We start from the raw sequence: 15,096 nt of genomic DNA, 5'->3' as shown, positions 1-15,096 counted from the left end.
AACGGTTAGTTAAATTATATATATTTTTTTTACTTTTGCATCTTTGCCATACTAGCTGCACTCAACCAAGGAGCCATCGATGAGTGACATGTTAATTTCTGTTTTACTGGCCTTTATTCCTGTGAGCTTGGCGCTAAGTTCTTGGTATATAGGGACGCAGAAGCGTGCCAACAATGGCAACGGAGCGTTTCGCCTTATCTCTCTACTTGGCTTTATATTCGCCGCCACAGCGGTGCTTTACAGCCAATTTGATGCCACTCCCCTTAGCGTATTAACACTGTCCCCAGCGCGCTTAATCGTCCTTGGCCTAATCCTTTTCATGAGTTTGATATTAATAAAGTTTTGCCGCAATTACATGGCCGGTGAGCAGCGAATCAACTTATTTTGGCGACGCTTAATCGCTACCTTAAGTGCGGTCTCCTTAGTGGTAATTAGTAACCACCTTGTGCTGTTTTGGCTGGGCTGGGTAGCCATTAGCCTCGCCCTCCACAGATTGCTGATGTTCTATCCTGACAGACCGCGTGCGGTGATGGCTGCCCATAAAAAGTTTATTGTGGCACGCTGCGCAGAAACCTCGCTGTTAGTGGCCTTTGCTCTGCTTTATTGGCATCACGATAGCTTGTTAATCAATGAAATTACCGCTTCTTATGTTAACAACACGGTGCCATTGACACTTACCGAACACTGCGCCGGGTTTTTTATTGCCCTAGCGGCCTTGATTAAGTGTGCACAGCTACCCATTCATGGTTGGCTGATGCAAGTAGTTGAGGCTCCGACCCCGGTTAGTGCGCTTTTACACGCTGGGGTTATCAACCTAGGTGGCTTTTTGTTAATCATCTTCGCGCCCCTATTTATGCAAGCCACCGTGGGACAATGGTTAGTGCTTATCGTTGCCGGACTCACCACAGTGATCAGCGCCCTTGTGATGACTACTCGGGTAAGCGTGAAGGTACGCTTGGCGTGGTCCACCAGTGCGCAGATGGGGTTAATGCTGGTTGAATGTGCATTAGGGCTGTTTGAGCTCGCCCTGCTGCACCTTGTGACCCACTCAGCCTACAAAGCACACGCATTTTTAAATTCAGGCAGCGCCGTGCAAGAAGATATCGCTCGGCGGCTGTCACCAGGGCGCTCACCCAATGGCAAAGACTGGCTTGCCAGTGGCGTGTTCTCCTGCATTACCGTAGCTTTGGTATACCATTTTAGCGGTTACTACGGCGCCATCAGTGTATGGGCGTTGGTTGCCCTCGCCTTGAGTGTGCTTATCGCTACTCGTCGTGGACTTATCACCAACGGCCACTTTGTCACCATGGCGCTGTTAGCTTTGGCTCTGGCCAGCTGTTATGCAGCCCTTAAATCGCTGTTTGCGGTTGCTGTGCCCGTAAGTAACTGGCGAGAGGCCCCCTTGAGTGCTGCCGACCTGTGGACCTTATTACTGATTGTCAGCCTGATGTGTTGCAGTTATGTTTTACGCTATCAAAACCATAAACCTAGAGTGCAAGCACTCTCGGCTATCTTGTTCGCAGGTTTGTACTTAGATGAATGGCTGACTCGACTCACTCTGAGAATATGGCCTACGCGCTTGCCTACCCGGCAAAATGCTAAAACAGCCTCACACTCGTCCGCCAGTTCAGCTAAGGAGAACTTTTAATGAGCGCTCAGCAACCCTCGCCTTCACCGCTATTTAGCTTGAGCACCACGCAGCAACAAGCTATTACTCAAGCGTGCCAATACATAGCGCCGAACTGGCCGTTAGATCAGATGATAGCGGTTAATCCGTTTTGGGAAATGCGCGGCCTTGCCATTGAAGATGTGGCTGCCCGGCTGGCAACCTTGGCCAATGTCGACTTGCTCATGCCTCGTGCGTATTATCGCCAGCGCTGGGCTGATGGCGACATCACCGATGCGCATTTGGCCATGGCCAACAGTCAACTAGGCTATGACTTCACCCCCGAGCAACTACACAGTGCTTTGGAAATCGCGCTGCCACAACAGCATTGGCACAATATCGCCGATTTACTAGACGCCCACCGCCCGGCCCACAAAATGGCGTGGCGGGATGAAATAATCCATCAGATCAGTCAGTTTTGCGCTGCTCATTACCAAAAGTTAAGGCCGATGCTGTACCGTGACAATGTCTCGTCAATGCCAGATCTATACCAACACTGGCTCAGTGTTATTCGTGCTGACAAAGGCATCAGTATCGTCATGGATGAAGCTGGTTTACATGAATATTTTCAGCAACTACCGGAAACGGCTGATGAACTGCTATCGCAAAGCCTGCGCTTATTAGAGCTTGATGATGACATGCTTGAGCCCTATGCCCATGCGTTATTGCTCGATATAAACGGCTGGGCCTCATGGGTGGCCTATATTCGTTGGCAAGGCCGGCTCTATCAACAACCGCAAGACGACATGCTGCAACTACTGGCGATCCGCATGGCTTGGGATGTGGTCATTTGGCGCTATTTAAAAGCGCAACACACCAGCACATTCGCGGTGTTACATGAGCAATGGCAATGTGAAAAACAGCACCTTCCTGAGCGAAAACAAGCGTTTAAAGCAGCGCAAAAACCTTTGTGGGTGTGGGCCAAAGCGTTAGAGGTCAATTATCAGCAAAACTTGCATGCCACACTCAGAGCAGCAGAGCCTACTCCCCCTAGCGAAAGTGCGCTACAGGCTGTGTTTTGTATTGATGTGCGCTCAGAAGTGATGCGCCGTGCCTTAGAGGCACAAAGTGAGCACATTCATACCTTTGGTTTTGCTGGCTTTTTTGGCTTGCCGCTGGAATATCAACCGGCGGATAGCGCGCTCAAACGCCCACAACTTCCGGGGCTGCTTAAACCTGTTATCAAAGTAAGTGAAGCCCAGGCGCCTAAAGGTGCAAAACGCAAACGCCACTTCAGTGCTCATTGGCAAGGCTGGTCAAAGGCGGCGCCGTCGTCATTTTCGATGGTGGAATCCGCAGGCTGGATGTACGCCCTGAAAATGCTGAAAAACTCTTTTAAACGCGCCAAACAAGCCGCACACAATGAGCACATTGAGTGGCAACTGCATAAGGACGACCATAACCTAAGCCTGGCGCAGCAAGCTGAGTTCGCCTACGGCGTACTCAAAGCCATGGGCATACAACGGTATGCGCCCAAGGTGTTGTTAGTGGGTCACGGCAGCCACACCACCAATAACCTTCACGCTGCCGGCCTTGAGTGCGGCGCCTGTGGCGGACAAAGTGGCGAGGTTAATGTGCGTGTGTTAGCGCAATTATTGAATGACGAAAAAGTACGTGAACAGGTGGCAAGCAAAGGGATCACGATTCCTAGCGTTACCGAGTTTGTTGCCGCGCTGCATAACACCACCACCGACCATATTCAGATTTTTGATAGCGAATTGGACAAGCAAAGCCGCCAGTGGCTCAATAACGCCACGAACACAGCTCAGCGCGAACGGTTAATCAATATTGCCCCTGAGCTTAAAGAGCGAAGCGATAAAGACATCGACAAAGCCTATTTAAACCGCGCTGGCGACTGGTCGCAAGTGCGCCCGGAATGGGGGCTGGCGAATAATGCCGCCTTTATCGTCGCACCGCGTAGCTGGACACGCAATGCGAACCTGCAAGGGCGTAGCTTTTTACACGACTACCACTGGCAACATGATGAAGCCTTCCGCACTTTAGAGCTTATTATGACCGCGCCAATGATAGTAACTAATTGGATCAACAGCCAATATACCGCATCGGTCACCGATAACTACAAATACGGCAGTGGCAATAAGGTATTGCACAATGCGGTAGGCGGTAACATCGGGATCTTTGAGGGTAACGGCGGCGACTTACGTATTGGCCTGGCGATGCAATCTATCCACAATGGCAAGCGCTGGATGCACGAGCCACTGCGTTTGAGCGTGTACATCGCCGCGCCACGAACGCCTATTGAGTCTATTTATGCGCGCCACGAAAGCGTTAAAAGCCTGGTTGATAACCGTTGGCTCAACTTAATGCGCTGGGACGACGATGGCCAGATTGAACGCTTTTGTGACGGCGCGTGGCAAACCTGCTAAGCATACACGCTGTAGTGCCATGAGTGCATAACAGCCAAAAGCAAGAACAGCTGCGCTACTTGGCTTTTCGGAGTCGCTCAGTGGTGATGCGCATCAGCATGTAAATTTGGAATAAGTGAAGTTGCCCACTGAGGTTAAAATGAGGCTCGTTATGCAGAACAGCTTTTGGCTCGAATAAGTAGAAAATCAGGCTAAAGCACTGAAAATATTAAAGTTACTATTTTACATACTGTGCCATTGTTAGGCTCGAATATCTCAATGCTCGTTTCCCACCACCCTATTCTATTTAGACATTACCAATCTACTCTGGTAACTTTATGAATTTATGGACAAATATTAAGTGTGCAACTAAGTGTTTATTATTTAAGTTTCTGGCTTAACCCGAAATGCACGCTAATACACTGTTATGCACCAATGATTAACCACGAGAACACCGGAGAGAAAGATGGATTTTGATAAGTTGGCATACCCTGAAAAATTAACTATCTCAGGCATCGAATACAAAGGGCAACGTAATATGTCCAAAGGTCAAGTACTGATTCCGTATACGGATGAGCCAGATGTGGGAATCGGCGATGTTATTACTCAAAAATCTGGTAAGCGTGAAATACATCTTAAAGTTGTTGATGTGTCATTTTTAGAGGGGGGATCTTTAGGCGTAGGTACTTCGCATCCTCACATGCTGACTCTTAAAGTCGAGAATACGACTGCACAGCCTCATGTCACTAAACACGGTGATTCCACTTTCAATATTGGTTCAATTAGTGGCGAAAATGTTCAGGTAGGTAACAGTAATACATTAACGACAAATGTGACTATTCAAGAGTTGGCAGAAAAAATCGCTAAAAGTGATGATCCTGAAGCCAAATCAAAACTGAAAGAATTCTTACAAAACAGCACTGTAGGTAGTCTTATTGGCGCAGGTGCTTCAGCTCTGATAGGCATTCTGTAAGTGCATAACAAGGCCATTAAATTCGCTCCCTTCGGTCGCCCGACGCTCGCAAGCTCGCGCGGTTTATGGCGGCGTTATGCATCAGGAGCTCTAAATTGAACGATGAATCCAATGGTAGAAAATGGGACTTTGCTTCTATCGCTCCAATTGTTATTTCCTTATTTGCTCTGCTCGTTTCTGTAAAAAGCTGCCACTTAGCCGATGAGGTACAGCAACAATCCAGCAAAGAGTACAAACAAGAACGATGGTTAATCCTAACTGGGGTATTTGAGGAAAAAGGGCTCGGAATAAAAGTCAAAGCTATCGATAGTGAGAAGGTATTTTTAGAGGGTAAAGCAAGCTTTCCAAAATCTATTTATAAAGAAGAAATACCTATAAACTCTGATGGCGATTTTTTGCATATGGGAAGTGTAGGGTATGACCTAAAAAAATTTATTGCTAGTAAAATCCCTAAAAAGGAAGGGTTTGCTAAAGTTAGCAGCGGAAAAATCCCGCTATATATACAGTCATACTATGCAGTAAAAGGTGAAACTTATACTGATATTTCTCTCTATATGCTAAATATGACCATAGTTGTTTCAGGTGAAGAATATAAAGACCCTCATGTAAATCTTGAAGGCTTAATTTTTGTAGAGCGCTACCGACCTGATGTTAAGCCAGATCATGAGTTGCTTGATAAGTTTATAAACGAAGAAATTGGACTTTACCTTCCACCAAAGGCTCCCCAATAAATGCATAACATACGCGCCTTCGGCGCCGGACAGCCCAAAGGCTGCCGGTTATTGAGGCGTTATTTTACAAGGAGAGCTATGCGTAATCTAATCATTATTTTAGTCGCTTCAGCGCTAATATCTTGCGTCGGAATCCCTGCCGAAATTTTAAAGTCCAAATCAGCTGAATATCAATTTCCTATTCTGCCTAGTACCGAAAGTACAATCGTATATCTAATATCTCCTGTTGCATACCAAGATCCAAGTGCGCACCAACAAGTAATAGTTAACGGCATTGATAGTAAGCTATATTTTGGAGCCTACAGTTCAATTACATTAGCCGAAGATGCAACTATACAATATCGCTTCAATCACAATTCAAGCTTGGTTGGTGCTGGTCAATGGAATCAACTTAAAGTAGCAGCTAATAAAAATGAGCTATTTTATGTATTAAAGAATGGTTTGTTTACTCAAGTACCTAAAGAGCAAGCAATCGCTCAAATTGTAACCATTGAATATAGGTATTGTGTATATAAACCAAAGCCTTGTGAGCCAATGGTTTACAATGCAATATAACAGTCGCATTAAGGGTGGACGCAAAAAGCTTGGCTGGCGCGCATTCTTCGGTAATTTTAGCCAAGCTTTCTCCGCCCATTATGCGGGCGTTAGGTAACCGAGGGAATATAGGTGCATATTGTCATAACTGAGAAGGGAGTGGTTCTTACTAAACAGGATTACCAATCGTTCCGAGAAATTCAAAACGACTTCTTTGATTATGTCACCTCACTTGGCCCTTGGTCATCGGAGGAGATAGTAGATTACCTCGAAATTGAGTATCCAAACGTTACACCTCCTGCCAAAGAACAAGTAGATGCACTTATGAAATCAGAGCATTTTGAAGTTGCCTTAAAGGGGCTTGATGAATAAGGTTACCTAACAAGTTACTCAAAAGGGCGCAAAACGCTTGGCTTGCGCTCCTTCATCGCTAATTTAGCCAAGCATTTATGCGCCCATTAGTAAGGCGTTAGAGAGAAAATTAAACATGGTGGGTTTAGCAAACGTATTTTCCTTACTGGCGCTATTGGGCTTTATCGCGAGCTTGGCGGCACATATTGCAGGGTATGCGGGCATTGAGCGTCCTTTCGGGATCAGCCCTTGGCCATTGCATGTTGGTATTTTCGTTGTTTGGTTGCCTGCGGTTCTAGCTTCCATGAAATTATCTAAAGGGTTCCCACAAAAAGACATGTGGAAAGTTGCTCTTCGGGGTTGCCCAAAATGGATGCGATACGCGCTCTATGGCCTCTTTGGTTATGCTTTTCTTAGCTTTTTTGCGTTTTTTGTTTCAGTCGGAGATGGAGAGTATGAAGCAAGTACTATTAGGGGATTTTCAGGCCATTGGCTAATTTTCTATTTTGCAGCGTTCGCAATACTGCGCTCTTACGTTAGCGTATCTCAAAGCGACACTATCCGGCGATGCAAAAAATTACACGTAGTTGAGCCCGCCCACGCCCACTGCCCTGAATGTGGTGAATATGTTGGTAGGCAGTACTGAGTTACAGTCTAACAAGTCAATTAGCTACGCGCCTACAGGGCCGAACACAGAAAATCTGCGTCGGTTATTGAGGCGTTAACTGTATCTGGGAAGTTATGCGAAATACTGAGAGAATCAATTCAGAAAGACCGGAAAGCGCATTTGAAGGTGACGTAGTATGGAGCCCTTTGAAATCAATTTGGTTTCTTTCAAATCTATTCGCTGCGTTATGCATCGCTCCTTTCGTATTTTCATTTTCAGCTCTTATCATATTTGTCTCGTCGACTGCTGTAACACTCTGCTTTGGACATTCTCTGGGAATGCATAGATTGCTAATTCACCGATCTTATGAATGTCCAAAATGGATGGAATATTTATTTGTCTACTTGGGTGTGCTAGTTGGTATGGCTGGGCCAATTGGAATGATGAAGCAGCACGACTTAAGAGATTGGGCGCAACGCCAGAAAAAATGCCATGATTTCTTATTGCATGGATCAAAAATAGTTAAAGATGGTTGGTGGCAGCTCAACTGTGACCTCAATTTGAAATATCCACCTGAGTTTACTATCGAAGATGAAGTGTCAAAGAATAGGTTCTACCTTTTTATTGAAAAATATTGGTTGCTTCAACAGTTAGTCTTCGCAATTCCTCTATATCTATTGGGAGGTATATCGTGGCTGGTATGGGGTATTTCTGTACGGGTTGTCATCTCTGTCGGTGGTCATTGGCTTATTGGTTACTTTGCTCATAACCACGGGCAACGAACTTGGGCAGTCGAAGGTGCGGCTGTTCAGGGACACAATATTCGTATTGCCGGTTTTCTATCAATGGGTGAGGCGTGGCACAACAATCATCACGCATACCCCGGCTCAGCTATGCTTGGTTTATACAAAGATGAACCGGACCCAGGTTGGTGGGTATTAAACGCTCTTCATAATCTAGGGGTCGTTAAAAACATTAAGCTACCAAAGGAATTACCTCATCGTTCAGAGTTAGTCACAGAAGCTACAGACCTTGAGCATCGAATAGAACGTGTTCCTGAAGAGTGTAAAATTGCAAAATTCATCAGAAGAAACAGTTAACAAACGGCTAAGACTTACCCAAACTGCTAGACATCTAGCTAATGAATTTATATGCTCGTTAATCAAGAGGCTGGACGCTTATTGACAGTAATAAAGTAACTCATTTTTCTGACATCAGTGGTAAAGTTTTATTCAGTAAGCTTTTTAAAAAAGCACAAAATACTGTTGTGCTTTACTCCTTCGTCGCTTATTCTGGCCAATCAAATTTTTTATCATTAACAGGACGTTAGTGCCATAAGGACTTAGCAATGAGAAAAACAGTTACATTATCAATTTTTAGCTTTTTTTTGGTATCATGTGTATCAACGACTCCCCCTACTTCTCCTAAAGAGCAAATTCAGTATATTGATTTGACCTCAGACGATAAAAAGGAATTAGTTAATGAGTATTGGGTAGTAGAAAAAAGGCAAGACCCCAAATACCCAGTTGATGCTGCTAAGGAAGGTCTATCTGGCTGCGTAGACCTTATTGTAGGCATCAAGAAAAACGGGAAGGCGGGAGGTTATAAAGTCAAAAAGTCATACCCTGAAGGGGTATTTGAAAAGCATGCAGCAGCAGCATTAAATAATTGGCAGTGGTCAGCTTCAGATAAAAATACTAATAAAGCGCCAGTACTAACTACAATCAAGTTGGACTTTATGGTTAGTAATTCTAAAAATAAAGCTGAAGCACAGAAACAATGTGGATTCTCGCATAAGCAATAAACTTAACCATCTTCTAAGATAAAATACAGTTGGCTTTGCTTCTTCGCGGCTTATATTAGCCAACTATATTTTCATCATTAACAGGACGTTATTTTTCAGGAGAATATGCACGATGTAGGCTCCCTTTGGCAGAAGGGTATTAAGCTTGTGGAGAGTATTGGCTTACGATTCGCGCACTTGGGGAGCCGGAAAATGGCTTTACCGAACAATTATTGCTACGCTCGGCTTTTATCGCCCTACTCACCTCACCCCTTATGACTCAGTGCTCGCAAGTATCTAAAATATCATCCGCTTTACAGTGCCTGTGCTCAGAAGTTCTTTGTGTAATGCAACAATTGAAGAATACGGTCTCTAACTATACTTGCCCGATAATCACCACGAGAAATCGCTGCAGAGCTACCAAAACTTTTACGGTTCCAAGTATTCTTAATAAACTCAAATTCCGCATCACGATACTTTACCCAGTTCAACTGCGCAGCCATCAACTTTGAACGTCTATTATCTGGCAATTTAGACGTCAGTTCTTGCGCAGCTTTCTCAAGCTCTTTATTCAAAAAGTTCAGGTAATGGTTATAGGCAACAAGATAGTCACTTGTACTATTTTTAGGGTTTTCAATTGCTAATAAATAGCTAGCCTCGCGTTTTACAAATTCTCCAATTAAGTCTGGTGCATCCGGATTATCGATTGCATGTGCCTTTACAGCCCCCATAAACAGCCAAAATGCCAGAACAAATTTATAAACTATTCCTTTTTTGGTTTTTATCACTTTGCATAAACTCCTTTACTGTAGCTTTACCATTGTGCCTATCTTGTGCTTTTCAAGCCACGGTTAACTTCCCTTGATATTGATACTCGGCTTTTAAAGCAATCTCTACTTTTTATAAAGCTTTCTTATGAAAAACATTTATATTCAGCCTGTTAGGCATTGCTTTATCACCTTTAATCACAACTTTGTCACTCAATTTCTCGTCTTTATCACTTTTATTTGCGCTCATTCGCGCATCATCCAATGGTGTTTTACAACGAGAATAAAAGATGAAAGATGCTCTAACCATTCAACGCTACTTTGTTAAGTTACTCATATTATTTATTTGCGTACTAGGCACGCCAGTACAGGCAAAGTGGCAACAATTCACCCAAACCGATACGCCCATTCCCAACTTAAAAAATAAACCCAAAATCGATGGCAAATTCGCTCTAGGTGAGTGGCGAGATGCAAAACGCATAGAGGACTTTGTCGTTTTTCGCCCAAATATAGGCGAGCGCCCCGATTATCCGGTACAAGCTTATATCAGCTACGATAGCGAGTTCTTTTACGTAGCGGCGAAGATCAGCCAGCCTGAGCAAACTCTCACCGACAGGGTGCTCACTCAAGGTGAGTACATGTGGCATGAAGATTACTTCGGTTTGGTGTTAGATACCAACTTCGATAAATCTGATGCCTATCTTTTTCATGTCACCCCCTCCGGTGTAAAAGAAGACGGCCTAGTCGATGGCACCCGCTATATTGGCGAGTGGAAGACCCTTTGGTATGCCAAAACCAGCATTGAGGCACAAAGTTGGTATGTGGAAATTGCTATTCCCATGCAGTCCATCTCATTTGAAAAAGATGCCGAAAACTGGGGGCTACAGCTTCGCCATAGGGTTGCGAGCCCGAACACTCAGGTGTACTGGAACCTCAATAACCCCAGCAATTATGCCTGGCATACCAATCAATTGGCGCCCATTAGCGGTTTAACGGGCTTAAAGCAAGGGCTTGGAATTGAAGCAAAGCCGAGCTTGGCCTATAAACGTAACCAAAGTGAGAGCGACTTAACGCCATCGTTGGACCTACTTTATAAACTGACCCCAAGCCTCTCAGGAATGTTAACCCTCAACACCGATTTTTCCGGCACAGAAGTGGACGAAGTGCCGCTTAATACCACGCGCTTTAGCCAATATTTTACTGAAAAGCGCGATTTTTTCTTGCAGGATAGTCAGATCTTTCGCTTTGGCGGTATGGATGATAACTACGCGAACGGAATGGCGTTTTACTCCCGGCGCATCGGACAAGGTAAAGACTCGAACTTACTGGATATCAATTGGGGGACCAAACTCACAGGGCAAATCGGCGATACTCGTTTGGGGGTATTAAGCGTCAATCAAGATAGCGATACTTCGCGAGCACAACAAACGCAACTAAGTGTGGCGCGATTAACTCATCAAGTTGCCCCTGCGCATCAGCTTGGCGCCATTTTAACTCATGGTAGCCCAGATGATTCGGGGGATAGAACCCTAGTAGGTGCCGATTACCGCTACCAAAGTACGCTGTTTAATGACTATCCTCTAGTCGCCCATGCCTTCTACCAGCAAGCGGAGCTGGCAGATAAAGTGCAGCCTAACGATGCTGATAAAGCATCATATGGCGCCTCACTGAGGCTGCTAAACGACGCTTTTTATTTACGCGGGCGCTTTCAATATATAGGTAAAGACTTTAACCCTGCTTTGGGGTTTGTGAATCGCAGAAATTTACGCTACTACGAGAGCGTGAGTCATTATCGGATACGGTCGAAATCGGGTTGGTTAGCTCAGCATATTAATTACTATCAGTTCACTGGTTTTTATTATCTAAGGGAGAACACTGAGGGGCATCGCCAAGGGCAAAGCGTATTTATAAGGCCGCTTCAGGTTGAAACCAAAGGTGATAACTTCTTTTTTCTCAGTCACAACAGCTATCAAAAAATACTCGAGCGACCATTTAACTTTACCGATAAATTGACCTTCACAGCCGGAGAGTATAACTACAGCCACAATGAGCTCTATTTTAGAACAGCGAACAGTAAACCTTTTTACGTCACCGCCAGACTCGCAAAAGGGATGTTTTACGATGCCGACTTTGAACGACTCAGCACCACCCTTAATTACCGCCCGAATAGGCATTTGTATTTGGAACTGAGCCGCGATATGTATTACTACGATACCGACACCGCCGCTGATAAGCTCTTCAACACTCAATTACGCGTGAATATCGCCTTTAACACTGAATGGTCGTGGAATAACCTGCTGCAGCATAACACCCAAGCTGACAGTTTTTCAGTTTTCAGTCGAGTGCGTTATGAGCCGTCGCCAGACGCCGTGTACTTGCTTAGCCTTAACCGGGGCTACGATTTGCAGCAGGGCTGGCACCAACGGGAGCAAGTGTTTGACGAAACCGCTATAAAAATGGCCTACACCTACAGATGGTAGCGCCACGAAGCTAACAGCTCCCTCCCCCTTTTTAAGCCATAACCTGTTATTGCGCGTGTGTTGTATACAGATCACTGCTAAACGCACGCGTACCACCATAGACAATTTGCCCATTTTCAACATCAAAGCCATAGTAAGCATTAAGCGGTTGCTGAGTTAACAGCTGCAAAGAGGTTGGATTTATCTTGTAGGAGGAAAGCTGCGCCTCTTTATAGTTATTTAAATACAACACCCCGTTATCAATAATGGCATTTGAATAGCTTGCCACTTCTCCTATCGGCTCAGCCTCGGGTAGCCGGCCATCAAGAATCTCGGAAAAGGAAAAACGATACAACTCATTGCTTTGATTTATGAGGTAAGCAAATTGTGGCTCGCTGTTATCGACGAGAAGGCGTACCCAAGGAGCGTCTAGCTCAGCCAATAACTGCATCTGTCGGTTGTAAATCCTCACTCGGCGCTGGTGCTGATTCTTCACCGTTAAAGAAAACAACGTCGGGTTAAGCCAAGACAGTGCAAAGCCATAGCCATCTATGTGTGCTCGTTTGGCTATACCGTGCTCTACAATATCCACCAGCCAGAGCTGACGATTATCATGATTAACTACGGCCAGCCTATCGTCTGGTGAAACCGCCAGCTCATTTAATACCATATGCTCGGACATAGGCACTATTTGCTGTGCTCTTTGTCCTGGGGCCTGAAAATAAATATGGTCGCTGCCAGCACGATTGGAAACGAAGTAAATACCGGGTTGAGTATGAGCGAATGCCGGCAATCGCTCATTGCCATTACTGTTGTCCAGCTCAAATCCAGGGTTTTGCCAGCGAATATCTATGTTTTTATCGTAGGTTGAGTAGATGTAATCTTTCTCATTGGGGTGGCGCGCCAGCGCGCAACATAGTCTATCGCCTAAACTGGCGATTACCTGAGACTCACCGCTTTGAATATTCAGCATTTGTAGTTGTGCGGGTTTTGATGCGGAAACATAAATAAGCTGATGCTGCGCATGGCCCCAAATAGCTTGATTCAACTGCTGCGCGACATCAATCAAAGGCTCTGCCGCCCCAGTAGCAAGGTCAACCTGGTAAAGTCGACTTTGCCCTTCACTATTATTGGTAACCAATAACAAATTTTTGGCTCCGGGCTTTAAATCAAGATCAACTAAATGCCATTGCTCAGGCAACTCAACAGCCACCGGCTCAAGGCCTTGGTTCAGATTAATTCGATAGAGCCTATTTCTATGCTCATGGTTGCGGGCATGACCAAGCAGCCAAACCGACTCGGTTTGTGTATCAAAAGTGTATCGGTGCGATATTAAGCTCTCGCAATCAAGTATTTGTGCACTTGGTGCAGTCAGTGCTGCACTTTCACGACTAAACGGCACCTTGAACCAGCCGCATTGGTCTTGGTAGTAGCCTTTAACAATCAGTGCGTTGGCGGTTTGGGCAATAAGGGAGTCAAAGTAATAATCTTTACTTTCAATAACCGCACCAACATCGTCATAGTTGTTGTCCAAGCGCTTGTGCCATAACTCATTACCATTGGCATAGGTATTATTGATAAAGGTTACAGTGTTCCCTTTCGGCGCCACCACTGGGCTTCTTTTAGCCCCATCAACGCGGGTTAGTACGGTATTTTCACCGTAATTTAGGCCGCCGTTCTCGCCATTTTGCCAAAATAACAACAATACAACCACCGCACAAATTAGTACGGGCAACGCAGCTTTAACGGCAAGGTTGCGGCTTTTGGGCTGGGTGTTGGTGTTAATTTCATCCACATGCCCGTTTGTGTTGAGACTATCTTGAGTGTGTACAGTGGCAATAAAGCGGTAGCCCTGCTTTGGCACAGTTTGAATATAACGCGGCGATTTAGGATCATCGGCCAATGTTTTTCGCAAGCTGGCAACAAGCTTATTAATAGCGTTGTCGGTGACTATCACCCCCTGCCAGATGGCTTGTTGCAATTCGTCTCGGCTAATAATTCTATTTGGGTTGGCAAGAAAAAACCGCAACAGCGCAACCATTCTTGGGTCTAAGGAAACGGAATATGCTTGGTTCTTTAATTCATGGGTGCTGGTATCAAAGCGATACTCGCCAAAGAAAATACATTCCATTGATGGCTCGAATTGTTCTTTTTATTGCTCCCTAGTCTATAAGGAAGGCGGTTCAATGCAAGCTTAGGTTGTAACAAAATCCTCGGTGTAATCACGCGCTTAGGTTTCAGCACTGAGAATCACGCTTGGCCTGAAGTAAGTGTGGTTGCAGGCTTCAATCAGCATTGCGGCAAGGCTTTTGCTCATGGCAGTAGGGAGTTATATTGGTTCTTTAAAGTAATTAAGCCCTAGCTTATTGCGGTTCTTGATTTGGTAAGTAGATAATTGGACAGGCATAAGAGTAATTAAAATTTTAATCTGCTTTCAGTAATAATGAGCGAAAGCCTATAAATCCATTTAACTATTCTATTTTTCCATACACTGGGGTAAATCACCAATGGAGATAGGTAGCCCAGCAATACAATTAAACTTTCCCTTTGCGGAGTCGAACGCAAAGGAGAGCCCATCATCTACCCATTCAAAGTCTTCAAACCAACTCCCCCCTGACCTATCGTGATTGATATTTACAACCTCGTTGCTTGGTACGCTAACTGAGCACACCTTATTGCTACTTGTTTAACCAGCGTGGAGGCCGCCTTCATAGTTTTCAATGATAAAACAGGGTTCGTACTCTGAGTTAAAACTAATTACCCTAAAAGTTCCCTTTCCTTGCACCCAATGAGTTGAAACAAAGTTAATACTTTTTGGGATAACGCCTGACTCTTCAGCACACAATGAAAACGAAAAAG

Annotated in this window: 12 protein-coding genes; 10 read left to right on the top strand and 2 right to left on the bottom strand. The window is 44.9% G+C overall.

What is annotated here, in order from left to right; all coding sequences use genetic code 11:
- The first annotated feature begins 79 nt into the window (after positions 1-79).
- From MHM94_RS02540 to MHM94_RS02500, 9 genes are all read left to right on the top strand, one after another.
- Positions 80-1,648 carry an NADH-quinone oxidoreductase subunit L gene (locus MHM94_RS02540; protein ID WP_235418698.1) on the top strand — a complete coding sequence of 523 codons (1,569 nt, stop codon included), beginning with the start codon at positions 80-82 and terminating at the stop codon, positions 1,646-1,648.
- Positions 1,648-4,053, top strand: coding sequence for a DUF2309 domain-containing protein (locus tag MHM94_RS02535; RefSeq protein WP_235418697.1), 2,406 nt, complete (start codon positions 1,648-1,650; stop codon positions 4,051-4,053). The genes MHM94_RS02540 and MHM94_RS02535 overlap by 1 nt, the downstream gene beginning before the upstream one ends.
- A gap of 445 nt (positions 4,054-4,498) precedes the next feature.
- A complete protein-coding gene (locus tag MHM94_RS02530) occupies positions 4,499-5,005 on the top strand; it encodes a hypothetical protein (protein WP_208162406.1) in 507 nt (168 codons plus the stop codon).
- Between the two features lie 95 nt (positions 5,006-5,100).
- Complete coding sequence (locus MHM94_RS02525) at positions 5,101-5,736, top strand: hypothetical protein (RefSeq protein WP_235418696.1); 636 nt, start codon at positions 5,101-5,103, stop codon at positions 5,734-5,736.
- A 78-nt stretch (positions 5,737-5,814) separates the two neighbouring features.
- Positions 5,815-6,291, top strand: coding sequence for a hypothetical protein (locus tag MHM94_RS02520; protein ID WP_235418695.1), 477 nt, complete (start codon positions 5,815-5,817; stop codon positions 6,289-6,291).
- A gap of 111 nt (positions 6,292-6,402) precedes the next feature.
- On the top strand, positions 6,403-6,642 hold the full coding sequence (locus MHM94_RS02515; protein ID WP_235418694.1) for a hypothetical protein: 240 nt from the start codon (positions 6,403-6,405) through the stop codon (positions 6,640-6,642).
- 115 nt (positions 6,643-6,757) lie between these two features.
- Positions 6,758-7,267, top strand: a complete 510-nt coding sequence (locus MHM94_RS02510; protein WP_235418693.1) for a hypothetical protein — start codon at positions 6,758-6,760, stop codon at positions 7,265-7,267.
- A gap of 344 nt (positions 7,268-7,611) precedes the next feature.
- Positions 7,612-8,328: a fatty acid desaturase gene (locus tag MHM94_RS02505; RefSeq protein ID WP_235418692.1), complete on the top strand. Its 717-nt coding sequence runs from the start codon at positions 7,612-7,614 to the stop codon at positions 8,326-8,328.
- Positions 8,329-8,576: 248 nt separating this feature from the next.
- Positions 8,577-9,032: an energy transducer TonB gene (locus MHM94_RS02500; RefSeq protein WP_235418691.1), complete on the top strand. Its 456-nt coding sequence runs from the start codon at positions 8,577-8,579 to the stop codon at positions 9,030-9,032.
- 308 nt (positions 9,033-9,340) lie between these two features.
- Here the strand turns inward: MHM94_RS02500 and MHM94_RS02495 are convergent, their stop codons facing one another.
- Complete coding sequence (locus MHM94_RS02495) at positions 9,341-9,799, bottom strand: lysozyme inhibitor LprI family protein (RefSeq protein WP_235418690.1); 459 nt, start codon at positions 9,797-9,799, stop codon at positions 9,341-9,343.
- Between the two features lie 269 nt (positions 9,800-10,068).
- On the opposite strand from MHM94_RS02495, the gene MHM94_RS02490 reads away from it, so the two are divergent.
- Complete coding sequence (locus tag MHM94_RS02490) at positions 10,069-12,258, top strand: DUF5916 domain-containing protein (protein ID WP_235418689.1); 2,190 nt, start codon at positions 10,069-10,071, stop codon at positions 12,256-12,258.
- A 46-nt stretch (positions 12,259-12,304) separates the two neighbouring features.
- On the opposite strand, the gene MHM94_RS02485 is transcribed toward MHM94_RS02490, so the two are convergent.
- Positions 12,305-14,368, bottom strand: coding sequence for a winged helix-turn-helix domain-containing protein (locus MHM94_RS02485; RefSeq protein WP_235418688.1), 2,064 nt, complete (start codon positions 14,366-14,368; stop codon positions 12,305-12,307).
- Positions 14,369-15,096 lie beyond the last annotated feature (728 nt).

Origin of the sequence: Pseudoalteromonas sp. CNAT2-18.1, assembly GCF_022347865.1 — a bacterium.
Taxonomy (GTDB): domain Bacteria; phylum Pseudomonadota; class Gammaproteobacteria; order Enterobacterales; family Alteromonadaceae; genus Pseudoalteromonas; species Pseudoalteromonas ruthenica.
Note: the sequence above shows the minus strand (reverse complement) of the source record. Positions and strands in the feature narration are given on the sequence as shown.

Coding starts and splice junctions, on each gene's coding strand:
- MHM94_RS02540 (WP_235418698.1), top strand. CDS start 80: ATGAGTGACATGTTAATTTCTGTTTTACTGGCCTTTATTCCTGTGAGC.
- MHM94_RS02535 (WP_235418697.1), top strand. CDS start 1,648: ATGAGCGCTCAGCAACCCTCGCCTTCACCGCTATTTAGCTTGAGCACC.
- MHM94_RS02530 (WP_208162406.1), top strand. CDS start 4,499: ATGGATTTTGATAAGTTGGCATACCCTGAAAAATTAACTATCTCAGGC.
- MHM94_RS02520 (WP_235418695.1), top strand. CDS start 5,815: ATGCGTAATCTAATCATTATTTTAGTCGCTTCAGCGCTAATATCTTGC.
- MHM94_RS02510 (WP_235418693.1), top strand. CDS start 6,758: ATGGTGGGTTTAGCAAACGTATTTTCCTTACTGGCGCTATTGGGCTTT.
- MHM94_RS02505 (WP_235418692.1), top strand. CDS start 7,612: ATGGAATATTTATTTGTCTACTTGGGTGTGCTAGTTGGTATGGCTGGG.
- MHM94_RS02500 (WP_235418691.1), top strand. CDS start 8,577: ATGAGAAAAACAGTTACATTATCAATTTTTAGCTTTTTTTTGGTATCA.
- MHM94_RS02490 (WP_235418689.1), top strand. CDS start 10,069: ATGAAAGATGCTCTAACCATTCAACGCTACTTTGTTAAGTTACTCATA.
- MHM94_RS02485 (WP_235418688.1), bottom strand. CDS start 14,368: ATGGAATGTATTTTCTTTGGCGAGTATCGCTTTGATACCAGCACCCAT.